Annotated in this window: 22 protein-coding genes and 1 pseudogene; 16 read left to right on the top strand and 7 right to left on the bottom strand. The window is 70.0% G+C overall.

Features of this window, described 5'->3' with window-relative positions:
* Positions 1-234 precede the first annotated feature (234 nt).
* Entirely contained in the window at positions 235-1755 is a 1521-nt protein-coding gene (locus ACSGDB_RS14810; RefSeq protein WP_434995669.1) for a chitinase, read from the top strand.
* A 56-nt stretch (positions 1756-1811) separates the two neighbouring features.
* Entirely contained in the window at positions 1812-2276 is a 465-nt protein-coding gene (locus ACSGDB_RS14805; RefSeq protein ID WP_434995668.1) for a GyrI-like domain-containing protein, read from the top strand.
* A gap of 24 nt (positions 2277-2300) precedes the next feature.
* Here ACSGDB_RS14805 and ACSGDB_RS14800 read toward each other — a convergent pair whose 3' ends face one another.
* The gene (locus ACSGDB_RS14800) at positions 2301-3104 is read right to left on the bottom strand and encodes a CPBP family intramembrane glutamic endopeptidase (protein ID WP_434995666.1); all 804 of its coding nucleotides are present in this window, start codon (positions 3102-3104) and stop codon (positions 2301-2303) included.
* Between the two features lie 266 nt (positions 3105-3370).
* On the opposite strand from ACSGDB_RS14800, the gene ACSGDB_RS14795 reads away from it, so the two are divergent.
* The 3 genes and pseudogenes from ACSGDB_RS14795 (at position 3371) to ACSGDB_RS14785 (ending at position 6215) form a co-directional block, all read left to right on the top strand.
* Complete coding sequence (locus ACSGDB_RS14795; protein ID WP_434995665.1) at positions 3371-3793, top strand: hypothetical protein; 423 nt, start codon at positions 3371-3373, stop codon at positions 3791-3793.
* A gap of 15 nt (positions 3794-3808) precedes the next feature.
* The gene (locus tag ACSGDB_RS14790) at positions 3809-4954 is read left to right on the top strand and encodes a glutamate--cysteine ligase (protein ID WP_434995664.1); all 1146 of its coding nucleotides are present in this window, start codon (positions 3809-3811) and stop codon (positions 4952-4954) included.
* 29 nt (positions 4955-4983) lie between these two features.
* A pseudogene (locus tag ACSGDB_RS14785) lies at positions 4984-6215 on the top strand (cation:proton antiporter domain-containing protein).
* A gap of 95 nt (positions 6216-6310) precedes the next feature.
* Here the strand turns inward: ACSGDB_RS14785 and ACSGDB_RS14780 are convergent.
* Together ACSGDB_RS14780 and ACSGDB_RS14775 are read right to left on the bottom strand one after the other, a co-directional pair.
* Positions 6311-8473 (bottom strand): polysaccharide deacetylase family protein, encoded by a 2163-nt coding sequence (locus tag ACSGDB_RS14780; protein ID WP_434995663.1) that lies wholly within the window; start codon positions 8471-8473, stop codon positions 6311-6313.
* Positions 8474-8874: 401 nt separating this feature from the next.
* Complete coding sequence (locus ACSGDB_RS14775; RefSeq protein WP_434995662.1) at positions 8875-9957, bottom strand: TerC family protein; 1083 nt, start codon at positions 9955-9957, stop codon at positions 8875-8877.
* Between the two features lie 223 nt (positions 9958-10180).
* Here ACSGDB_RS14775 and ACSGDB_RS14770 point away from each other — a divergent pair, with 223 nt between their 5' ends.
* The 3 genes from ACSGDB_RS14770 to ACSGDB_RS14760 are packed head-to-tail and all read left to right on the top strand — an operon-like array spanning position 10181 to position 12210.
* Positions 10181-10882: an MSMEG_4193 family putative phosphomutase gene (locus ACSGDB_RS14770; RefSeq protein ID WP_434995661.1), complete on the top strand. Its 702-nt coding sequence runs from the start codon at positions 10181-10183 to the stop codon at positions 10880-10882.
* 15 nt (positions 10883-10897) lie between these two features.
* Positions 10898-11443 carry a DUF3090 domain-containing protein gene (locus ACSGDB_RS14765; RefSeq protein ID WP_434995660.1) on the top strand — a complete coding sequence of 182 codons (546 nt, stop codon included), beginning with the start codon at positions 10898-10900 and terminating at the stop codon, positions 11441-11443.
* A complete protein-coding gene (locus ACSGDB_RS14760) occupies positions 11443-12210 on the top strand; it encodes an SCO1664 family protein (protein WP_434995658.1) in 768 nt (255 codons plus the stop codon). Before ACSGDB_RS14765 ends, ACSGDB_RS14760 begins: the two co-directional genes overlap by 1 nt.
* A 192-nt stretch (positions 12211-12402) precedes the next feature.
* Here ACSGDB_RS14760 and ACSGDB_RS14755 read toward each other — a convergent pair whose 3' ends face one another.
* Complete coding sequence (locus ACSGDB_RS14755) at positions 12403-12969, bottom strand: hypothetical protein (RefSeq protein ID WP_434995657.1); 567 nt, start codon at positions 12967-12969, stop codon at positions 12403-12405.
* 454 nt (positions 12970-13423) lie between these two features.
* On the opposite strand from ACSGDB_RS14755, the gene ACSGDB_RS14750 reads away from it, so the two are divergent.
* Both ACSGDB_RS14750 and ACSGDB_RS14745 read left to right on the top strand, forming a co-directional pair.
* Positions 13424-13597, top strand: a complete 174-nt coding sequence (locus ACSGDB_RS14750; RefSeq protein ID WP_434995655.1) for a hypothetical protein — start codon at positions 13424-13426, stop codon at positions 13595-13597.
* Positions 13598-14173: 576 nt separating this feature from the next.
* Positions 14174-14353: a hypothetical protein gene (locus ACSGDB_RS14745; RefSeq protein WP_434995653.1), complete on the top strand. Its 180-nt coding sequence runs from the start codon at positions 14174-14176 to the stop codon at positions 14351-14353.
* On the opposite strand, the gene ACSGDB_RS14740 is transcribed toward ACSGDB_RS14745, so the two are convergent.
* Positions 14350-15549 carry an MFS transporter gene (locus ACSGDB_RS14740; RefSeq protein WP_434995651.1) on the bottom strand — a complete coding sequence of 400 codons (1200 nt, stop codon included), beginning with the start codon at positions 15547-15549 and terminating at the stop codon, positions 14350-14352. The genes ACSGDB_RS14745 and ACSGDB_RS14740 overlap by 4 nt on opposite strands.
* 145 nt (positions 15550-15694) lie before the next feature.
* On the opposite strand from ACSGDB_RS14740, the gene ACSGDB_RS14735 reads away from it, so the two are divergent.
* Complete coding sequence (locus tag ACSGDB_RS14735) at positions 15695-16030, top strand: GYD domain-containing protein (RefSeq protein WP_434995650.1); 336 nt, start codon at positions 15695-15697, stop codon at positions 16028-16030.
* A gap of 91 nt (positions 16031-16121) precedes the next feature.
* On the opposite strand, the gene ACSGDB_RS14730 is transcribed toward ACSGDB_RS14735, so the two are convergent.
* Positions 16122-16469, bottom strand: a complete 348-nt coding sequence (locus ACSGDB_RS14730) for a cytoplasmic protein (protein WP_434995649.1) — start codon at positions 16467-16469, stop codon at positions 16122-16124.
* A gap of 79 nt (positions 16470-16548) precedes the next feature.
* Between ACSGDB_RS14730 and ACSGDB_RS14725 the strand changes: the two genes are divergently transcribed.
* The 5 genes from ACSGDB_RS14725 to ACSGDB_RS14705 all read left to right on the top strand — a co-directional run bounded on the left by ACSGDB_RS14725 (position 16549) and on the right by ACSGDB_RS14705 (position 21821).
* Complete coding sequence (locus ACSGDB_RS14725; RefSeq protein ID WP_434995646.1) at positions 16549-17388, top strand: sigma factor; 840 nt, start codon at positions 16549-16551, stop codon at positions 17386-17388.
* A gap of 94 nt (positions 17389-17482) precedes the next feature.
* Positions 17483-17719 (top strand): hypothetical protein, encoded by a 237-nt coding sequence (locus tag ACSGDB_RS14720; protein WP_434995645.1) that lies wholly within the window; start codon positions 17483-17485, stop codon positions 17717-17719.
* 138 nt (positions 17720-17857) lie between these two features.
* Positions 17858-18688, top strand: coding sequence for an ABC transporter ATP-binding protein (locus ACSGDB_RS14715; RefSeq protein WP_434995643.1), 831 nt, complete (start codon positions 17858-17860; stop codon positions 18686-18688).
* Positions 18689-18729: 41 nt separating this feature from the next.
* Positions 18730-19722: an ABC transporter substrate-binding protein gene (locus ACSGDB_RS14710; RefSeq protein WP_434995642.1), complete on the top strand. Its 993-nt coding sequence runs from the start codon at positions 18730-18732 to the stop codon at positions 19720-19722.
* Between the two features lie 5 nt (positions 19723-19727).
* Positions 19728-21821, top strand: coding sequence for an iron ABC transporter permease (locus ACSGDB_RS14705; RefSeq protein WP_434995641.1), 2094 nt, complete (start codon positions 19728-19730; stop codon positions 21819-21821).
* Positions 21822-21923: 102 nt separating this feature from the next.
* On the opposite strand, the gene ACSGDB_RS14700 is transcribed toward ACSGDB_RS14705, so the two are convergent.
* On the bottom strand, positions 21924-22787 hold the full coding sequence (locus tag ACSGDB_RS14700; protein ID WP_434995639.1) for a YsnF/AvaK domain-containing protein: 864 nt from the start codon (positions 22785-22787) through the stop codon (positions 21924-21926).
* Positions 22788-22805: the final 18 nt, after the last annotated feature.

Below are 22805 nucleotides of genomic sequence, written 5' to 3'. Positions count from 1 at the left end.
TCGGCAGTTGGCGGGCGGGTGGGTGCGTGACGTCGCCCCGCGACATGCAGCGTCACTCTCCACCATCGGCCGGCCCGCCGGTAGCGTTAGGCAAAACAATGACGGGCACCGGATTTTGCCATACGCTTCAAGCGTCTCGCGCACCGGGGTGCGCACTCCCGCCTCCTATCGAGGCCGTCATCTGGGGTTCCTGTGTCTGCTCGTTTTCCTGGCCGGAGGCTGTCTCTCCTCCGCATGCTTCTTCTGTCCGTCGTCGTCGGCGCCCTGGCCGTGGGCAGCCTCACGGGCTGGAACCGCTGGGAGGACGCGAGGGTCGCCGAAGGTACCGGCGCCTTCTTCGCCGGCTACGTCGACGTCACGGCGACACCGTCCTACGCGTTCGAGGACCCCGCGGCGCAGAACGGCGACGGCGCGGTGCTGTCCTTCGTCGTCGCGTCGACGGAGGACCCGTGCACCCCGTCGTGGGGCACCTACTACGGCCTGGAGGAGGCCGGGACCGCCCTCGACCTCGACCGGCGCGTCGCCCGGCTCGCGCAGGACGGCGGCGAGGTCATCGTGTCCTTCGGCGGGCTCCTGAACGACGAACTCGCGACCGCCTGCACGGATCCCGGGGACTTGGTGGACGCCTACGCCGCCGTCATCGACCGCTACACGCTGGCGACCGTGGACCTGGACATCGAAGGCGAGAACCTGAAGGACGTCGCCGCGGGCCAGCGCCGCGCAGAGGCCATGGCGACGCTCCAGGCCGAGCGGGCCGGCACGGACACGCCGCTCAACGTGTGGCTGACCCTGCCGGTCGCTCCGAGCGGCCTGACCGCGGACGGCACCACCGCCGTCGCGCAGTTCCTGGAGGCAGGCGTGGACCTGGCCGGCGTCAACATCATGACCATGGACTACGGCGGAAGCCGGCCCGAGGGCACGAGCATGCTCGCCGCGTCGCAGAACGCCGCGGACGCGACCCACCGCCAGCTGCAGGTGCTTTACGGGAGGGCGGGCCTCGAGATCGGCCCGCAGGCCGCGTGGCGGAAGATCGGGCTGACGCCGATGATCGGGCAGAACGACGTCAAGGGTGAGGTGTTCACGCTCGACGACGCCGCGGCGTTCAACGCCTTCGCGGCCGAACGCGGCGTGGGACGCATGTCCATGTGGTCGCTGAACCGCGACGCCACCTGCAGCGAGAACTACGCCGACACCACCGTGGTCTCGGACTCCTGCAGCGGCATCGACCAGCAGGGTCTGCTCTTCGCGCCGGTGCTCGGGGCGGACTTCGAGGGCCGCGCCGCGACGCTCGCCGACGAGCCCGTGGCCGAGGAGACCCCCGAGGCCCTCGTCGAGGACGATCCCGAGACGAGCCCGTACCCCATCTGGTCCGACGTCGGCACGTACCGCGAGGACGACCGCGTGGTGTGGCAGGGCAACGTGTACGTGGCGAAGTACTGGACGCAGGGCGACCTCCCGAACGACCCGGTGCTGCAGGCCGAGGAGACCCCGTGGACGCTGCTCGGCCCGGTGCTGCCCGACGAGCGGCCCGTCCCCGCGGTCACCGCCCCGGCCGACCTCTACCCGGAGTGGGATCCGAAGAAGGTGTACGAGCGCGGCGACCGGATCCTCGTCGAGGGGCGCGTCTACGAGGCGAAGTGGTGGAGCCAGAGCGACAGCCCCGAGGCCGCGGTGCAGGGTTCGGACGCCTCGCCCTGGCAGAAGCTCGACGACGCCACCCTCCTGAAGCTCCTCGAGGAGCCGTCGGCCTCCTGACCCGCCGGGGACCTTCGGCTCTGTGCGGTGCCGGCCGGCCCGAGAAGGGTTGGTCCATGACGACGATCCAGATCACCGAGCAGGGCGAGCAGCCCACGGCGGGCGTCCGGGAGCGGGTGCCGATGGCGGAGCTGAGCGGGTTCTTCTCCCGGGCCTTCCGGGACACGATGGCGGCGTTGCAGGCCCAGGGCGTGCAGCCCGCCGGAGCGCCCTTCGGGAAGTACTACGGGCCGCCCGGCGCCGTCGTCGACGTCGAAGCGGGCTTCCCGGTCGCCGCGGCCATCGCGCCGGCCGGGAACGTGGCGCCGGGGAGCCTGCCGGCCGGGCGCACGGCCGAAGCGACCCACATCGGACCCTATGACACCATGACCGAGACCTATTCCGAGCTGGAGCGCTACTTCACCGAGGCCGGGCTGACCCCTGGCCCGGTGATGTGGGAGAGCTACCTCAGCGATCCCGAGGCGGAGCCGGATCCGGCGGGGTGGCGGACCCGGATCTGTTGGCCCGTGCTCCGGATCTGACCCCGGCCGGGCGTAGCGCCGGCCTCACGCCACCGACGGCACGTGCCGGTCCGTGGCGGCGACCGTGACCAGGGACAGCAGGCCGAGCACGGGGACGACGACCAGGAGGGCGAGTCCGGTCACCGACGACGCCTCGGTCGCGTCCGCGGCCGGCAGGAAGAGGGAGATGTCCCACGACCCGTGCGCGATCATCGCCGGGAGCAGGAGCCCGCTGATCCTCCGGAATGCGTAGAGGATGGCGCCGGTGAGCGTCGCGAGAAGCACCTGGTTCAGGACCGCGGAAGCGGGCGAGCCGGTGACCAGGTTGGTCAGATGGAACACCCCGAAGACCACCGAGGTGAGGACCGCGACCGTCGCCTCGGTGCGTCCGTCGGCCCTCAGCCCCCGGAGGAGGATGCCCCGGAACAGGGCCTCCTCGGCGAATCCGACCAGCAGCCCGGCGACGAGGATCGGGATCAGGAGGTCCAGGCCCAGCCCGGGCCAGTCCACGAAGGCCAGGTGCAGGACGATGCCGACGACGAAGGTGCCCGCCGCGATCCAGAGCACCATCGGGACCGGCAAGCGTTCCCTGTCCCGGAAGATGCGGTCCCAGCGGGACCACCAGAGGAACGCCACCAGGAGGGCGGTCCCGGCCGCCAGAGGCAGGACGGCGGTGCGCCAGACGTTCGCGGCGGAGTCGAACCACTCCGTGTAGGGGATCCCCGACGTCGCCGCCGTGAGGGTGAAGACCGCCGCGTACGCCACGACGACCACCAGCGCCGTCCCTGTGGACGGCCTGATCCGGGGAGCGCGCCCGAGCGATGCGGGCGATGTGTTGGACTGCGGCATGGTCGACCCTCCGCGGGGGCTCCCCGGTGGTGGCTGTCCTCCGGACCCTACGTCCTCCCGCGACGGCACGGAATCCTCCGTCCCGGGTGACTGGGCGGAGGGCGGCGAGCCGGAGAGGACGACGCCGATCAGGAGGATCACGATCGCGGAGCAACACCTGCTCCGGGTGAGGACATGGACGGCCGTACCGGCCGACAATGGCGGGATCACCGGCACGGCGCCAGCGCCCCCCCCGGACGACCGCCGCACACCAGGGAGGAATGCCCATGTCGACGTCGAGACCCGTTCTCACCGTATTGGTCACGTGGGGGGCGGTCGGGGCCCTCCTGGCCGGCTGCAGTGAGCCGACCCCGACCGAGAACACCGATCAGGCCTGCGCTTCCGCCGATGCGTTCACGGCCGCCGTGGACGATTTCACCGACACCCTCCGCCCGGGCGCGGACGTGGAGGAGGTGCAGGCGGCGCGGGACGAGGTCCGCCGGACCTTCGAGGATCTGATGGAGGAGGGCGGAGACGTGGCCGAGGACAAGAGGGAGGCCCTGAACAAGACGGTGGCGGAGTTCCGGACGGCGGTCGACGAGATCCCCGATGACACCACCCTGTCGCAGGGCCTCGCCGTCCTACGGCAGAAGGCCGCCGAGGTCGACACCACGCGCGGCGAGTACGTCGCCGAACTCGGCTGCGGCTGATCGGTGAGGGACACCGTGACCAGCGACGGAGTACGGACTTTCGGCGTGGAGGAGGAACTCCTCCTCGTCGACGGCACCACCGGTCTGCCGCTCGCGGCTTCCTGTGCGCTGCTCGAGGAGCACGCGGACGCCGCGGGGCCGAAGCTGGAGGCCGAGCTTCAGCAGGAGATGATCGAGGTGGTCTCCTCCGCCCCCCGCACACTGGCGCACCTGGTGTCGGACGTCGTGGACGGCCGCGCCGCCGCCGACCGCGCGGCCCGCGCGGTCGGTGCCCGGGCCGCCGCCCTGGCCACCTCCCCGATGCCCGGCCGCCCGCACGTCCATCCCACCGAGCGATTCGGCACGATCATCGACCGCTACGGCGTCCTCGCCCGGGACAACCTGACGTGCGGGATGCACGTCCACGTCTTCGTGACCTCCCAGCGGGAAGGCGTGGGGGTCCTCGACCGCATCCGCAACTGGCTGCCGGTGCTCGTGGCCCTGAGCGCCAATTCCCCGTTCTTCGGCGGACGGGACACCGGTTTCGCCAGTTACCGCTCGCAGGTCTGGCAGGGGTGGCCCTCGGCCGGGCCCTCCCCTGTGTACGGCTCTCCGGGAGCGTACCGTGCGCGGGAGGAGGAGCTGATGGCCACCGGGGTCCTGCTGGATCGCAAGATGCTCTACTTCGACGCCCGGCTGTCCCATGCGTATCCGACGGTCGAGATCCGGGTGGCCGACGTCTGCCTCTTCGCCGAGGACGCAGGGGTGATCGCGGCCCTCGCACGCGGCCTCGTGGAGACCGCGGCCCGGGACTGGCGCGCCGGGCTCCCTCCGGCTGCGATCTCCGCTCCCGCACTGCGCCTTGCAAGCTGGCAGGCGAGGCTGTCCGGGATGAACGGGAACCTGGTGCATCCGCTGACGGGACGTCCTGCCCCGGCGCCGGCTGTGGTGGCGGACCTGCTCGCCCACGTGCTCCCGGCCCTGGCCGACGCCGGGGACACCGAAACCGTGGCGGACGGTCTCGTCCGGGTGATCGCCCGGGGCACCGGAGCCGATCGGCAACGCGGCGTCCTCCACCGCACCGGCCGGCTCGCGGACGTGGTCACCGATGCAGTGGAGGTCACTCATGCCTTCGACCGGAGCGGCACCCTGGCGCGGGCCATGCACCCCGGGGGTGATTGACAGGCACCGCCGGCGGCCGTACCGACGCCGTGAGTCCACGAACAAGGAGGCTCCGCTTGAACGAGCTGACCATCGTCCTCATCACGGCGGCCCTCTTCGGGTGGGCACTGGTCTCGGCGCGCCTGCAACAGGCCGACCTGACACCGCCGATCGCGTTCCTCGTCCTCGGGGGTGCCCTTGCCGGGTTCGGCCTGGTGGATGGTTCCTCGATCCCCGAGACGTATGCCCCCCTGGTGGAGGTCACCCTGGTGTGGGTGCTGTTCTCCGACGCCGCCGGCCTGCGGCTGCAGCAGCTCCGTCAGGATGCGGGCCGGGTCCTGCGGCTTCTCGGCCTGGGCCTGCCCCTGACCGTCGTGTTCGGCTGGGTGACGGCCACCCTCTTCTTCCCGCAGCTGGGGCCCTGGCTTGCTCTCGTGGTCGCTGCCGCGCTGGCCCCGACCGACGCCGCGCTGGGGCTCCCCGTGGTGACGAACCGGCGGTGCCGTCGCCGGTCCGGCGGCTGCTCACCGTGGAGAGCGGGTTGAACGACGGCATCGTCACGCCCGTCGTCCTGCTGGCCATCGCTGGAGCGGCCGCCGCCGCCGGGATGGAGGACGCCGACGGTGCGGGTTCCGCGGTGATCACGCTGCTGATCGGGGTGGCGGTCGGCGCGGTGATCGGAGGAGCCGGAGGGTGGCTGCTGCGTTGGGCCCGACGGCGGGGGGTCGCCGCCGAGGATTTCGCGGGCATCGGCGTGCTCGCTCTGGCCCTGCTGACCTACACGGCCGCCGTCGAGGTGGGCGGCAACGGATTCGTCGCGGCGTTCTGCGGCGGGCTGGCGTTCGGTGCGGCGGCGGGCCCCCGCGCGAAGGGCGAGCTGGTGTTCCTCGAGCAGGCGAGCAACCTCGTGTCGATGCTCGTGTGGGCGGTCTTCGGCGCTGTCACAGTCGCCGTCGTCCTGGACCGCATCACGGTGCTGATCGTCGTCTACGCGGTGCTCAGCCTGACGGTGGTGCGCATGATCCCCGTGGCCCTGTCCCTGATCGGCTCCGGCCTCGGCCGCTCCACCGTGCTGTTCGTGGGCTGGTTCGGCCCGCGCGGCCTCGCGTCCATCGTGTTCGCCCTGATCGCGTTGGACGAGCTCGGCCCGCAAGCCGACGACGCCGTCTCGATCGTCGCCGTCACCATCCTCCTCAGCGTGCTGGCCCACGGGCTCAGCGCCTCGCCGCTGGCCACGCGGTTCGGACGGATGTCGGCGGCCCGTCCCGTGTCCCGGGCATAACGCCTGCGCGACACGGCAGGGAGACGCCCGGTGGACGAGCCCACCGGGCGTCTCCCTATGTCACCGGAACGGGGGCAGTCCCTCTCCGGCCACGCCTACTTGTAGGTGACGGTCGTCGCTCCTGTGGTCGCCGACCAGGTGATCCGACCGCCCTGGAAGTCCTGGGCGCGCACGGAGGCACTCACCTGGATCTCGTTGCTGACCGGATAGCCGAGGCGACCGCGTTCCCACCCCAGGGATGCCCACCGCGACCTGATCGCACCCTTGGTGATGAACGCCCCGGTCGCCGGCGACCAGTGGATCGACCCGCCCTGGAACGTCTGGTAGGCACCGCCGTTGGGCAGACCGACACCCTCGTTGATCAGCGGGTATCCCAGCGGACCGCGCTCCCAGCCCTGCGATGCCCACCGCGACCTGATCGCACCCTTGGTGATGAACGCCCCGGTCGCCGGCGACCAGTGGATCGACCCACCCTGGAACGTCTGGTAGGCACCGCCGTTGGGCAGACCGACACCCTCGTTGATCAGCGGGTACCCCAGCGGACCGCGCTCCCAGCCCTGCGATGCCCACCGCGACCTGATCGCACCCTTGGTGATGAACGCCCCGGTCGCCGGCGACCAGTGGATCGACCCACCCTGGAACGTCTGGTAGGCACCGCCGTTGGGCAGACCGACACCCTCGTTGATCAGCGGGTACCCCAGCGGACCGCGCTCCCAGCCCTGCGACGACCACCGCGACCTGATCGCACCCTTGGTGACGCGCGCTCCTGTGGCCGAGGACCAGTGGATCGAGCCACGCTCGTAAGTCTGGTAGCAGCCTCCGGAGACGAGGCCGCACCTGATCGGCCCGAGCGCGGCCCCGATCCCGGGCGTGGCAGCCGCGGCGGCGTTGATGGCCGAGGTGGCGGCCGCGGGAACTATCGGATCCGTCGGGTCCGTCGGGTCCGTCGGTGGGGGTGGCGTCGTACCGGCCGCCCTGAGGTCGTAGTCGTCGGTGACGAGCGTGCCGTTGCTGGTCAGGTTCAGCCCCATGCTGATCGCCGAGGCGCCGGCCGGCACGGGTGGTGTGGTGTAGCTGGTCTCGGTCCAGTCGGCCGCGGCGTCGTACTTCGGGCTGGACGTCCAGTACATCCAGGTACCCAGGCCGGTCCGGTAGTACAGCTCGAACTGGGTGGGGGCGGTCGACGTGTACCAGGCCTTCACCTGATACGCGGTGCCCGGCGTCGCGCTGGGGGCGCATTCGCCGAGGTCGAGGGTGGGCAGGAGCTTCGCGTCGCCGTCGACGTAGCCCGCCATGGTCAGCTGCTGCGCGATGTTGCCGGTGCGTCCGGGGCTGACCTGGCTGAACGTCGGGGAGTTCGTGCCGTAGCCGCCGAAGGCCCAGCATTCCGGCTTCGCTTCGACCCCACTGCCGGTTTCCAGGCTGGGGTTCCTCAACAGGTTCCCGGTGGTGATCGGCGCCGGTGCGGCGGGGCCGGCGACAACCGGCTGCGTGGTGCCGCCGATGACGTCGTTCACTGTCTTGACCTCGATCCTCCCGGCAGCGACCTCGTCCCGGAGCCAGGCCGTGTACTGGTTGAACAGCTCCGTGGTGACGGATAGCGGGTCACTGTCGCGGCCCACGTGGTGGAAGGTCAGCTGCACCCAGCCGCCCCCTCCGTTCACGGACTGCGTGACCTGGTTCTGCAGATCGGCGAGCGTCCAGGTGTTGTCGATCTGGTCCGGCGCGCCGGTGTAGTACGGGTTGCCCGGGGGGATGGTCTCAGCGAGAGCGAAGGTTGCGGATTCCGGGTTCTTGCTCCGGACGTCGCCCAGACCACGCGCGCTGTTGTATCCGCACTCCCTGACGATCGCCTCCACCTCGGGGCTTGAGGACGCGAACGGGTAGGCGAAGCTTCTGACGACCAGCCCCAGACCGGTGAGGTTGGCCCTGTCGTTGCAGACCTGGCGCCGGGCCTCCTCCGCCCCCGACGCTGCCAGGTCAGGGTGCGTGACGGTGTGGCCGCCGATCTCGTGGCCGCCGGCCTGCATCGCCTGGATCTGGGCGGTGGTCAGGAACTGCGGGGCATTCAGGTACCCAGAGGGGACGAAGAAGGTTCCCCGCAGCCCTGCTGCCGTCAAGGTGTTCGCGGCAGCGAACTGGTTGTCATTGGCGTCGTCGAAGGTGAGGGTGACGGTCGTGTTCGGCGCGGCCTGTGCCGGCGCCGCGACGACCAGGCCGCCGACCAGACCGGCGAGCGCCGCCAGGATGCCGGCCATGACGGTCCACCGCGTCCTGCCCCGCGTGGGGGCACTCGCCCTTCGGCGTCGGTGGTTCGATCTCGTATCGGCACGCCGATCATCCAGTGTTCCCATATCCGTATCCCGCTCTGTTCGGGGGGAACCCGTTCGGGCACAGCCCGGAGCCCGGTGAACACACGTACCTCGAGATGCCCCGCAATCCGACCCAGCCGCTCGTTCCCCTGCGATTCCGCAACACCAGTGCGTATTCGACAGCTATTGCGCCAGGCCCCCATATCGACCTGTGCTGGAAGCGTATGAGGGACCCTTGGCAGAGGGGCGAGTGGTCACTACCCGACTTCGCGAACCAGTGACCACCCGTTCGGCCGATATCCACTCAACCGGGAACGCCTGCACAAGTAGTCGGACCGGGACCGGCCCTACTTCGAATGCCTGACCGAGGAGCCCGTGGTCTCCACGGCTGGCGAACCCTCGGGGCTGTCCTCCGTGTCGGCGGAGATGACCGGTTCGCCCTCCACGTGGTCGCGGTCCTTCTTCGAGGCGTCGCCCCGGGTCTTGAGCAGGCTGGCGACGGTGGCGACGGCGATCGTGGCACCGATGAACAGCAGCGAGAACCAGATGGGGATCTCCGGCACCCAGAGCAGCGGCTCGCCACCGTTGATGAAGGACAGTTCGTTGACGTGCAGGGCGTGGAAGACGAGCTTCACGCCGATGAACGCGAGGATGACGGCGAGGCCCTGGGCGAGGTAGATCAGGCGTTCCAGGAGCCCGCCGATGAGGAAGAACAGCTGGCGCAGGCCCATGAGCGCGAAGGCGTTGGCCGTGAAGACGATGTATGCCTCGTTGGTCAGGCCGTAGATCGCGGGGATGGAGTCGACGGCGAAGATGAGGTCAACGAAGCCGATCGCGATGATGGTCAGCAGCATCGGGGTGACCCAGCGCTTGCCGTCCTTCTTCACGGTGAGCTTGTCCCCGTGGTACTCGTCGGTGACGGGCAGGACGCGGCGGACGAGCCGCATGAACTTGCCGTCGGCCGGGTTCGCCTCATGGCTGCCGAAGGCCTGCTTGTAGGCCAGGAAGAGCAGCAGTGCGCCGAAGATGTAAAAGATCCAGGAGAAGTTCTCGATCAGGCCCGCGCCGATGGCGATGAACGCACCGCGGAGGACGAGGGCGATGATGATGCCGATCATCAGTACCTTCTGCTGGTACTTCTTCGGGACCGCGAAGCCCGTCATCACGATCAGGAACACGAAGAGGTTGTCGATCGACAGGGCCTTCTCCGTGAGGTAGCCGGCGAAGTACTCGCCGCCGAAGCGCCAGCCGGAGACCACGCCGATGCCGACGCCGAAGAGCAGGGCGAGGCCGATGTAGAAGGCGGACCAGCGCGCGGATTCACCGATGGTCGGCTCGTGGGGCTTGCGCACGTGGGCGAAGAACTCGTAGACGAAGAAGAGGATCGTCACGGCGATCGTGATCAGCCAGATGGTCGGCGTGATCTGCATGTGGGTACTCCAAAGGGTAGGCGTCAGGCGATGGCGCCAAGGTCTCCTCCGCCCGGACGGAACCGGAACCGACGGGCCCGGGATGCTTCGCTGCATCCGTATTGACGGGCCGATCACAGACGGGAGTACTCCCCTTGATACGAGAAGCCTAACGCACGCATGACCGTGCCCATTCCCGGGGCGCCAGGGGTACCGCCATCGGGCGGGTGGCTAGGCTGGAGGAATGGCCACAGTTCTCCTCGTGCGGCACGGCCGCACCACAGCCAACGCGTCCGGACTCCTGGCCGGCCGGGCCGACGGCGTCAGCCTCGACGGGATCGGCCGCGACCAGGCGGCCCTGACCGGGGGCCGGCTCGCGGCCGTGCCCCTCGTCGGCGTCGTGTCGAGCCCCCTCGAGCGCTGCCGGCAGACCGCTCAGTTCATCCTCGACCGCCAACTCAGCTCTCCCCCCGCGCCGGTTGATCCAGAGCTCACGGAGTGCGATTACGGCCAGTGGCAGGGCCGCCTCCTCAGCGAGCTCGCGACCGAGCCCCTGTGGCCGACGGTGCAGTCCCAGCCGTCCGCCGTCACCTTTCCCGGCGGTGAGTCCATGGCCGCCATGCAGGCGCGGGCCGTGGCGGCCATCCGGCGCCGCGACGCGGCATTCGAATCCGAGCACGGGCCCGGAGCGGTATGGGTTGCCGTGAGCCACGGGGACGTCATCAAGTCGATCCTCGCCGACGCCCTCGGTACGCACCTCGACCTGTTCCAGCGCATCAACGTGGGCCCGGCTTCCGTATCGATCGTGCACTACGGCGCGAGCCGGCCGACCGTTTTCGCGACCAACACCGACGCCGGGGACCTGTCCTGGCTGGCCGCCAGCACCCCGTCCGGCGACGCCGCCGTCGGTGGCGGCGCGGGCCACGCAGCACCTCGTCCCTCATGAGCCTAAAATGCTCGTATGCCTACAACTGTTCACGAGTTCGCCTGGCCTGACCGGGTTGTCGTCGGCACCATCGGCGTCCCGGGGTCGCGTACGTTCTACCTGCAGGTGCGCTCCGGTGCCCAGCTCGTGAGCATCGCGCTGGAGAAGCAGCAGTCGGCCCTGCTCGCCGAGAAGATCGACGAGATCCTCGACGAACTGAGCACTCTCGAGGGCAACCCCTTCAGCGTTCCCGCCACCACGCCCATCGAACTCGTGGACAACGACGACCTCGAGACCGTCGAGGAGCAGTTCCGGACCGGCGCGATGAGCCTGGGCTGGGACCCGTCGACGGCGCAGGTGGTCGTCGAGGCCTATCCGCTGCCGGAAACCGACGAAGACGCCACGCTCGAGGACGACGAGACCGAAGCCTCCGAAATGCTGCTGGTGCGCATGCCGGTCGGCACCGCGCGCGCATTCACCAAGCGCACGCGGGAGATCGTGGGCGCCGGGCGTCCCATCTGTGTGATCTGCGGCCAGCCCATCGACGCCGACGGGCACACCTGCGCCATCACCGAGGTCTGATGCCGCCGCCCGACCTCGTGACCGCCGAGCTCGCGCTCACCGGCCGCATCACGACGGCGTCGAACGCCACGTTCCTGGGCACCATCGGCGATACCGCGGTCGTGTACAAGCCGATCAAGGGCGAGCAGCCGCTGTGGGACTTCCCCGACGGCTTCCTCGCCCACCGGGAGGTGGCAGCCTACCTGGTCTCGGAGGTGCTCGGCTGGAACATCGTGCCGCGCACCTGGCTGCGCGACGGCCCGTTCGGCGAGGGCATGGTGCAGCTCTGGCAGGAGACCGACCCCGACCAGAATCCCGTGGACCTGCTTTCCGCCGACGAGGTGCCGGACAACGGGTGGAAGCAGGTTCTCGAAGGGCAGGACGAGACGGGGCGGATGGTCGCCCTCGTGCACGAGGACACGCCGGCGCTGCGTCGGATGGCGGTGTTCGACATCCTGGCCAACAACGCCGACCGCAAGGGCGACCACATCCTCGCCATGCCCGATGCGCACCGGTACGGCGTGGACCACGGGCTCACCTTCCACAGCGACCACAAGCTGCGGACGGTGCTGTGGGGGTGGCTGGGCGACGAGCTGACCGCCGAGGAGCTCGAGGGCGTCGACCGGGTCGTCGAGGGGCTGCGGGGTTCGCTCGGACGCGAGCTGGCCGGTCTGCTGACCGCCACTGAAATCTCCTCGCTCGCGGCACGCTGTGCCGCGTTGCGCGCAACCGCGCGGTTTCCGGGTCCAGGCGGTCGAGGGTCTGCGGTGCCCTGGCCGCTGTTCTGAGGGGTACCGGCGTGGAGGTCTTACTCGATCATTTCGAGGGACCTCGCGCGTGACGGTGGACGAGCCGCCTCTCGGGCTACAACTGCTGAAAACGCGGCTCACCTTCTTCCTGGGCACCGGCCCTCACTCAGAGACTCATTCACTCATTGAGCCCGGTCAGAGCTACGCGGCGGTCCGACTCGAGTACGTCGCCTACTCCTGATCAACAGCGGCGAGAACCTGGTCGACAAGACCTTCGAGGATCGGGATATCGGCAGCCGGGCTGTCCATCGACTGGCTGATGGCCGTGACGCTGATCGAGCCGCGCGCGGCGCTGACCGTCGTCGTGTTCTGCTTCTGACCTGTTGGCAGAATCAGGACACCGCGTGCACCCGTCGAGATTGCGCTCTCGTTAGCGGTCTCCACCAGGGTAGATTCGCCTGTTGCCGTTTCGCCCTGCAGCTCTACCTGATAGGTGGAACAGGTTTCGGCGCGTGCTTCCGCATCCCCCTGCTGGGACCTCATCAGTTCCTCGGCACCGTCGAGTTCGGTGAGGGTGATGATGGTTGCGCTCTGGTCGGTCGGGTTCACAGCAGCGCCCACCGCGTAGCGAGTGCCTTCGGGCATCTGCGCGGCCGCTTCGAACACCGCACCGCACTCCTCGGGTGTCACCACGACGCCCTCGATCGATTGCAGACCCTGCTGCGCCATCGCATCGATCTGCTCCGGAGGAACGACCGTGAGGGGTGCACCGTCCGGCATCGCGATCGTGGCGAGCACGGCAGCGAGCTCCTCGGCACTTCTGCCCGTCGCCGAGGAGCCCGCGGCGGGAACGGACGGCACTGCTGTGGCTGACGCGGAGGGCACTGCGGACACGGACTCGGACGCCGAAGCGGATGGAGTCTCGGGCGATGACTCGGAGGCGACAGCCGAGGACGACGCCGAGGTTGCCGCGTCGCCCCCTCCGCCACAGGCTGTCAGAGCCAGCAAAGCGCCGGCAGCGAGAGCAGACAGGGAAAGGATGCGTGACATGTGAACCCCCAGTGTGATGGAGCCCACCCAGCTCCCCGTCAGAACCCTACAAGGACACCCTGTGGAACCCGAGGGACACGCAAGCAAGACGAATCGGTGTCACTAGACGTGCCGGCCCCGTCAGGCCGCGCCGCACAGCGTAGGGGCATGCGCCCCGGTACGCTCACTGGATCGACCGTTTGTTCTAGGCATGGGGGTAGCAATGAATGTTGGCGTGCTCGGTTTGGTGATTCTTCCGTTGTCCTACCTGATCGCGGCCCTGCTTCTGTACGTGATCATCCGCTTCGGCGTGAAGCACGGCATGCGCTCCTACTACGCGGATGCAGCCCAGCGCTCGGGCCCGGCGGCTGGCTCTGCCGGTGAGCCGCGGCCGTAGGTACGACGTGTGGCTGGGCCTGGTGATCGCGCCAGCGCGTGAGGGCGGCGGCCAGGGAGATATTTCTATAGATGAGCCGGAGACAGACTGACCACTTCGGTTGAGAACCCCAGGGGATGTTCAGCTCCTCTGCTACCTGCTGAAAGGTGGGGCACCGCAGCGGCCTGGACTGCCCACCGCTCCGGGGGGGGCAGTCCAGGCCGCTGACTCAGAAATCTCCGTAGGGCCAGTCGAAGTGGGCGCGTGTCTCCTCGATCGGACGGCGGAGTGTACGAGCAATCTCGTACCAGCTGGCGCCCTCGTTCCGGGCCAGCCGGACTGCGGCTCCGAGCTCCCGGTCGGCTCGCTGCGTCTGTTGCTGGCGGTCCGTCAGCAGGGCCTTCCAGTCCTCGATGAGCCACCCATGAGCCGCCAGGTCGTCATCGCTGGACTGCTCGAAACAGTCTCCGAGCAGCCGGTACGAGGTGAACGCTCTCAGGGCTTCGTCGGGGCTGAGGTCCTTAGACTACGCGGATCATCAGCCGCGGGCCCCCGGGGCGGGTGCGGATCGGGTTCCTTCAGCTCGACGAAGAAGGCGTGGACCCGCTGCTGCCCGCCCAGGACCACTACGGCGAGAACACCAGCACGACGCCGACGCACAATATCCTCGCTCGCTGCACGCTGTGCCGCCTTGCGCGCGACCGGGCGATTCCCGGGACCGAGCGGGCGGGGGTCCGCGGCGCCCTGGCCCCTGTTCTGAGCCGGGCGACGCGCTAACCCGTCGAGTGTCCGGACGTAGACGTGCGCGACGCAGTTATCACGCCGATCGTCGCGAGCCCCGCCATCACGACGACCATGGCGGGGTAGCCTCCGAGAACGGTCGCCAGGGCTGGGCCCGCGGCCGGAGCAAGCGCTCCGACGATGGTCACCGGCGCCGCGAAGGCGCCCTGCAGCGCGCCGAAGTTCCGAGTCCCCCACCGTTCCGACACAGCGGTCGCCTGCAGGAGCGTGTTACAGCCCCGCACCATGCCCGTGCTCACCGCGACGACGACCAGCAGCCCCGGTGGTCCGGACACCAGCGCCAGGGCCCAGACACACGCGGCCCCGGCCGCGGTGAGCACCACCGTGCGCGTCACGGCGGACATGCCGGCCGTCAGGGTGGAGTAGACGACCCGGCCGGCAACCTGCCCCGCCCCGATCAGGCCGAAGGCCACCACCGCGCTCTGGTAACTCACCCCTCGCTCAAGGAAGAGGGCAATCAGGTTGAACGTCACCGCATAGAGAGCGAGCGTCGAGAGGGACATCGTGGCCTGCAGCAGCCGGAACGGCCGGCTCCGTGAGACCGTCCGCGCGTCCTGCCACGGTTCAGCCCCTGCAGGTTGGGCCGATGTGGAGGTCCAGCGCGCGTTCAGGAAGAACCAGTGCAGCGGGATCGTCACCAGGGCCAGAATCCCCGCCAGAACAAGGTAGGCATTCCGCCACCCCAACCCCTCGATCAGCACCGCGGTGACAGGCGCGAAAATGGTCGACGCGAACCCTGCCACCAGAGTCAACGTCGTCAGGGCGCGCACCCGGTGCGGCCCGTACCAGCGCGTGATGACCACGAACGCCGGCTGATAGAACACAGCGGCCTGCGCGAATCCCGCGATCATCCACGCGGCTGCGAACACAGGAAAGCTCGGGGCAAGACCCACCAGCAGCAGCGCCAGGACGCCGATGACACTGCCGACAGTCATCAGAAGCCGCGGGCCCGTTCGATCCAGCGCACGCCCCACCTGCACTCCGGCGAACGCGGAGATGATCAGGCCGGCCGAGAATGCTGCGGTCATCCCCGACACCGACCACCTCGTGTCCTGACTGATCGGAACAAGGGCCACCGGCAGCGAGTAGTAGAGCAACCCCCAACTCGTGGTCTGCGCGACGCACATCGCCGTCAGACCCCCACGCGGCCGATCCCGATCAACACCAGTCACCCGATCACCTTAGAGTCAGGCGCGCACCCCGCCGTGAAGGCCAGCCGTCACGGGTGAAGCTGCGCCCGCACCTATTGCCGAACCCGGCGCAAGACGTGACCCTTGGTGCATCCGCAGTTCCGACGGTGAACGAAGGGAAGAGACGATGCCGCTCTATCTGTCGAAGTTCAGCTACACACCGGAGACCTGGGCGAGGCTGATCAAGGCTCCCGAGGATCGCGAGAAAGCCGCCCGGACGTACATCGAATCCGTCGGAGGGAGACTTCACGGCTTTTGGTACGCATTCGGCACCCACGACGGCTACAACCTGTGGGAAGCGCCCGACAACATCTCGATGGCCTCGGTTGCTCTGGCGATCAGCGGAGGCGGCGCGCTGAGCGCATTCGAGACGACGGTGCTCCTGACCGTTGACGAGACCATGCAAGCCCTCCGCAACGCCGAGCAGATCCGGTACCGGCCTCCCGGTACGCGACCTTCCTGACCACCAGGACCGGTCGAGCAGGTTCTTCGACGTCGTCCCCTCGGACGACGCGGATCATCAGCCTACTTGGTATCTGTCGGCGTCGAGCGGGTCACAGCTTGACCGGACCCAGCCGCGGGCCCCCCGGGACGGGGTGCGGATCGGGTTCCTTCAGCTCGACGAAGAAGGCGCGCGTCGGCGTCGTGCCGGTGTTCTCGCCGTAGTGGTCCTGGGCGGGCAGCCAGCGGACCGCCCCGTCCTCGAGTTCCACGTCGACGCTCGTCCCGCGGGCGTGCAACCGTCGGCGGAAGGACCCGGCGGTGATCATGACGCTGTCGGGGTGGTGGTGCTCTGTGCTGGTGTGGCCTGGCTCGTCCGTGTATTCGAGGACCCGCACGCGGTCGTTCTCGAAGACCACACGGTAATGGTCGGGATTGGTCTGCACCGGATCGTCTGCCATGGGCGGACTGTACGCCCGCCCGCACCCCGGAACCAGAGTCCTCCTGCCGCCCTCGCACGGACGGGTCTAGGGTGTGCGCATGAACCCGACGGAACAGTTCGAAGCCGAGCGCCCCCGCCTCGTGCGCATCGCCGCCGGTGTCCTCGACGACCGCGCCGAAGGCGAGGACATGGTGCAGCAGGCCTGGCTCCGCTTCGACGCCGTCGACGCCCGAATCGAGAACATTCCGGCCTGGCTGACCGTCGTCACGACGCGTCTCTGCCTCGACCGCCTGCGGTCGAGGGTGCCGGAGCCGACGGCCACCGTGCCGGAGACCGGCACCGGCACGATCCCCGACCCGGCCGAGGGCGTGGTCGAGGCCGCCGCCGTCGGCGTCGCCCTCCAGGTGGTGCTGCGAGCCCTGTCCCCGTCCGAACGGGTGGCATTCATCCTGCACGACACCTTCGGCATCGACTTCAGGACCATCGCGGCCGTCCTCACGGTCTCCCCGGAGGCCGCCCGCAAGCTCGCCTCGAGGGCCCGGGGCAGGATCTCCTCCCTTGCCCCGGACGGCACGCCGGCCGACTGGGAGGTGGTGGACGCGTTCCTCGCCGCGTCCCGGGGTGGCAGCTTCGCGCGCCTGGTGCACCTGCTCGCGCCCGAGGTCGTCGTTCGCGCCGACGCCGACGCGATCGCGGCCGGCACCCCGGCCCGATTGGAGGGCCGCGACGCGGTGGCGGCGATGTTCGACGGCGCCGCCACGACCGCGTTCCCGGTGTTCGTCGAGGGGCGGCCGGGCGCGGCCTGGTTCCACCGGGGCAAGGCCCGGGTGGCGTTCGACTTCACGACCACCGGCGGGGTGGTCAGCGCGATCACGTTCCGCGCCTCGCCCGACGTCCTCGGCTCCCTCGTCCGGCGCGTCGCTGCGGACCGAAGATGACGCCGACGGTCACACTTCCGGCTCCGGACTCGTCATCAGTACGAGGGCGGCAGACGCCGATCTCGTACACCGCATCCGGCAGAAGGTAACTCCCATGAAGACCATGACGTGCAGGCAACTCGGCGGCCCCTGCGATCTGGCGCTCCACGGCGACACCGCGGACGACGTCATCAAGGCCCAGGACCAGCACCTGAAGGACGCCACCGCGGCGGGCGATACGCAGCACCGGGCGGCCCATGACGCGATGAAGGGCCGCTGGAAGAACCCCATCAAGGGGATGGGCTGGTACAACGACACCAGGAAGGCCTTCGCCGCACTGCCCGACGGCTGACCGGCGGGTGAAGGAGAGACCGCCGGAGACCTGCTCCGGCGGTCTCTCCTGTCCTCTCAGCGGGTACATGCAGGATTAGCGCACGCCGATGTGACGTTATTATTTGCACTTCTGCTTAGGTTTACCTAACCTAAGCCTGTGCCCTTCAAGAACCCCGCGGCCCCGCCGACCCTCACCGCCACGGGCCTCGGCGTCTCCTACGGCAGCCGACGGGTCATCGACTCGGCCTCCTTCGGGCTCGCTGCCGGCACGGTCACCGCGCTGGTCGGCCCCAACGGCAGCGGCAAGTCGACCCTTCTGCGCAGCATCGCACGCCTCCACGCGCCCGACGCCGGATCGGTCGCCCTCGACGGCGCGGACGTCTCCACCCTCTCTCCCCGGGACTTCGCCCGCTCGATCTCCCTCCTGGCGCAGAGCCGGCCCGTCCCCGGCGGGCTCACCGTCCGGGAGGTCGTCAGCTTCGGCCGCCACCCGCACCGCAGCCGGTGGACGGGCCAGGACGCCGGGGGCCCCGCCGCCGTCGACCGCGCCCTCGACCTCACGCGCACCGCCGGACTCGCCGACCGCCCGGTCGCCGCGCTCTCCGGCGGGCAGGTGCAGCGCGTCTGGCTCGCCGGCTGCCTGGCCCAGGACACCGGCGTGCTGCTGCTCGACGAACCCACCACGTACCTCGACCTCCGCTACCAGGTGGAGATCCTCGACGTGATCCGCGACCTCGCCACCCACCACGGCGTGACCGTCGGCGTCGTCCTGCACGACCTCGACCAGGCCGCCGCCATCTCCGACCACGTGGTCCTGCTCGAGGACGGCGCCATCCTGGCGCAGGGCACACCCTGGGAGGTGCTGACCTCCGAGAACCTGTCCCGCGCCTACGGCGTCCGCGTGGACGTCACCGTCGCCGACGGCACCGTCCACACCCGCGCCGTCGGGCGCCACAACGCGCCCCGCGCGGCCGTCCCCACTCCCTGACCCGCTCCCGCGCCGTCCGCGCACGAACAGAAATGAACCCGATGACACGACCGAAGACCCTCGCTGCCTTCGCGGCAGCCGCCCTGCTCTCCCTGACGGCGTGCGGCACCACGGAGGACGCCGCCGGCAGCTCCTCGCCCGAGGCTGCCGCCACCGGCGAGGGCATCACCGTCACCGACGCCCGCGGCAAGGAGGTCACGCTCGACGGACCGGCAGACCGCGTAGTGGCCACCGAGTGGAACGCCGTCGAGAACCTCGTGGCCCTCGGCGTCATGCCGGTCGGCGCCGCGGACGTGAAGGGCTACGCCCAGTGGGTCAGCGCCGAACCTCTCGACGACTCCGTCACCGACGTCGGCGTCCGCGGCGAGCCGAGCATCGACACCCTCGTGTCCCTCACGCCCGACGTCGTCATCGTCACCGACCAGCTCGTGGAGGGCGCGATCGAGCAGATCGAGAAGACGGTGCCCGTCGTCGTCGTCCCGGGCGGCGACGCGACCGACAACCTCGGGCAGATGTACGAGAACCTCGACCTGATCGCCACCCTCACGGGCACCGAGGACCAGGCCGCGGAACTGCGGTCCGGCCTCGAGGCGAAGATCGCCGACGGCACGGCGGCCATCGAAGCGGCAGGGGCGGCGGGCGCACCGATCGCGTTCTCCGACGCCTACGTCGACGCCGGCAGCGTCTCGATCCGCCCGTTCACCGAAGGCTCCCTCGTCGGGAACGTCCTCGGGGAGCTGGGCCTCACCGACGCTTGGGACGTCGAGGGCGATCCCGTCTACGGCCTCGGGCAGACCGACGTCGAGGGCCTCACCGCCCTGCCCGAGGACACCCGCTTCTGGTACATCGCCAACGACGCCTTCGGCGATCCCTACCAGGACGAGCTCGAGGACAATGCCGTGTGGAAGGGTCTGTCGTTCGTCGAGTCCGGTGACGTGACGCGCTTCCCCGACTCGCTGTGGACGTTCGGCGGACCCAGCTCCATGGGGCAGATCGTGGACGCCGCAGTCGAGGCCGCACAGGCCGGGCAGTAGCGGCCGTGCCGCCGGCGACCCTCACCCGGTCCTCTCCCGCACGGGCCGGGGCACCCGCCCCGCGCCCGGGAGCGCGACTGGCAGTCGCCGGCGGCCTCCTCGCGATCGCCACCGCCCTCCTCGCCCTCGTCCACCTCACGCAGGGTACCTCCAGCGTGGACGCCGCGGACATCCTCGGCCTGCTGGCCGGGAACGACGACGGCACCACGGGCGCCGTCGTCACCGCCAGCCGCATCCCACGGCTGGCCGCGGGCATCCTCGTCGGCGCCGCCCTCGGGGCGGCCGGCGCCGTCATGCAGTCCGTCTCTCGGAACGCCCTCGCCTCCCCCGACACCCTCGCGGTGAACGCGGGCGCCCATCTCGCCGTCGTCGTCGTTGCGGCCCTCGGCCTGCAGGTACCGTTGCTCGGCGCCGTGGGCGTGGCGTTCCTCGGCGGCCTGGCCGCGGCGGCCCTCGTGCTCGCCCTCTCCCGCGCCGGCCAGTCCTCGAGCGTCCGACTGGTGCTGGCGGGGTCGGCGATCGCCCTGGCGTTCAGCGCCCTGACCAGCGCCCTCCTGCTCCTGTTCTCGCAGGAGACGCGCGGGCTGTTCGCCTGGGGCTCCGGATCCCTCGGGCAGAGCGGACTGGAGAAGGTCACCCTGCTCGCACCGCTGGCCGGGGCGGCACTGTTCGTACTCCTCCTCAGGTCGCGGTCCCTCGACCTGCTGACGCTCGGCGACGACCAGGCGCGCGTGCTCGGGATCAATGTCCGCGGGACGCAGGTCCTGGCCATCGTGCTCGCCGTGCTCCTCGCCGCCGCGGCCGTCACCACCGCCGGCCCCATCGGCTTCGTGGGACTGGCGGCGCCCGCTGTCGTGCGCCTCGCGGCGCCGCGCATCGCCGGCCTCCACCGCCACATCGCGCTGATCCCCGCCTCCGCACTGATGGGGATCTTCCTCGTGCTCGGGGCGGACGTCCTGCTGCGCGCGGTGATCGGGGCCGAGAGCGCCGTCGAGGTGCCCACGGGCGTCGTCACCACGGTGTTCGGCGCCCTCTTCCTCGTGGCGCTCGCGCACCGCATGCGGTCGGACGGGCCCACCCGGGAGGCCGCCGGGGTCTCGCTGCGCACGGTCGGCGCCGCCCGGAGTGCCGCCGTGCTGGCGGTCCTGGTGGTGCTGCTGGCGGCGGCGACCGTCGCGGGCCTGCTGCTCGGCGACGCGAAGCTCCTCCTCGGGGATCTCGCCAACTGGGTGTCCGGTCAGGCGGGGCCCGTGGTCTCGAGTGTGCTGGACACCCGGGTCCCCCGGGTCGGGGCGGCCCTGCTCGCGGGTGCGTCGCTCGCCGTGGCCGGGACCGCCATCCAGGCCGTCACGCGGAACCCCCTCGCCGAACCCGCGATCATCGGCGTCTCCGGGGGCGCGGGCCTGGGGGCTGTTCTCGTCATCACGGCCGTGCCGCTGGCGGGATTCTGGGCCGTCGGCGCGGCGGCAGGGGCCGGCGCCGCCGTGGTCTCGCTCGTGGTGTTCGGCCTGTCCTTCCGGGGCGGGATGCAGACGGACCGGCTGGTGCTGATCGGCATCGGCGTCTCCGCGGCGGCGACGGCCGTGATCACGCTGCTGATCGTCCTCACCGATCCGTGGAACGAGGCCAAGGCCCTGACCTGGCTGTCCGGGTCCACCTACGGACGGTCGCTGCAGCACCTCGTGCCCATGGCCGTCGCGCTGCTCGTGGCGGTGCCAATCATCGCGGCACTGCATCGAACGCAGGACCTCCTGGCCCTGGACGAGGATACCCCGCGCCTGCTCGGCATCCGGGTCCCGCGGGCCCGGCTGGTACTGCTCGCGGCTGCGGTTCTGCTCACGGCGTCGTCGGTCGCGGGCATCGGCGTCGTCGGGTTCGTGGGCCTCGTGGCGCCCCACGCCGCACGTGCCCTCGTGGGGGCGTCCCACCGGCTCATCCTGCCCGCCGCCATGCTGCTGGGCGCCGCGCTCGTGTGCCTCGGCGACCTCATCGGCCGGACGGCCATCGCCCCGGCACAGCTCCCGGCGGGCCTGCTCACGGCGCTGCTCGGAGCGCCGTACTTCGTCTACCTGCTGTTCCGGACCCGGTTCAGCCGCTGAGCCGGCTCCGGAACCGGATCGTCACGTCGGCGCCGAGAGAACAGCAATGACCGGCGGAAGCGCGTTCCGCCGGCCATTTCTGTCGTTTCGAGCGGGTACGAACTACAGCTCGATGCGCTCGGTCTCGATGACTTCCTTGCGCACCTGGCCGGTGACCGTCTCGTCGTGCGTATGTGCCTCGCGGCTGATACGGACACGCTCGATGGGCACTACGTCCACCTCGACGCGCGGCTTCTCCTCGTAGAGCACCATCTCGACGACGTCACCGTTGAAGGCGGTCTCCACCGCGGAGTACAGGCGCTCGCGCTCGGCCTTGCTGAACGTGCCGGCGCCGTCGTCGTACAGCGGCGCACCGTCCTTCACCGGCACACGCTCGACGACGAGCTCCTCCCGCCGGATCTGCACGGTCATGGTGACGTCCTCGGTGACCACACGCTTGACGAGCCGCACGCGCTCCGTCTCGCGGAGTTCGGTACCGACGCGGAGCTCCTCCTCCGAGCGTGTCATCGACACGTCGTCGTCATCCGCCGCACGGCCCACGAACTCGTCGGAGCGGCGGTCAGGGGATCCAGCGCGACCCGCGACGGTGTCGTCGCGGGACATGCGGTCGCCCGAGGGCGAGGACAGGAGTGCGGTCTCGTCCGACGCCGGCATCAGGCCGTAGTAGCGGAGCAGGTGCTGCTCCTCCTCCGGGCTGAGGTGACCGTCCTGCGACATCTTGGGAGATTCGTAGACCTTGCTGTGCGGGAACGGGAGGCGGACGTCCTGTCCGTCGAGGGTGGCCCCGCGGAGGGGCGCGAAGGATTCCGGGTTGCCCGCCGTGTGGGTCGCGACCGTGACCCAGCTGGGCTCCCCGGTCGCGTCGTCGACGTAGAGCTGGCCCATGGACCCCAGGACGGCTCCGTCCTCGCTCAGCACGTTCGCACCGGCGTTCATGGCATCCTTCATCTGTTCAAGCGTGATCATCGTGATCCTTTCGAGGAG

Source organism: Arthrobacter sp. Ld5, assembly GCF_051172775.1.
Lineage (GTDB): Bacteria > Actinomycetota > Actinomycetes > Actinomycetales > Micrococcaceae > Arthrobacter_D.
The sequence above is the reverse complement of the archived record's forward strand: the minus strand, read 5'-3'. Positions and strand labels throughout refer to the sequence as shown.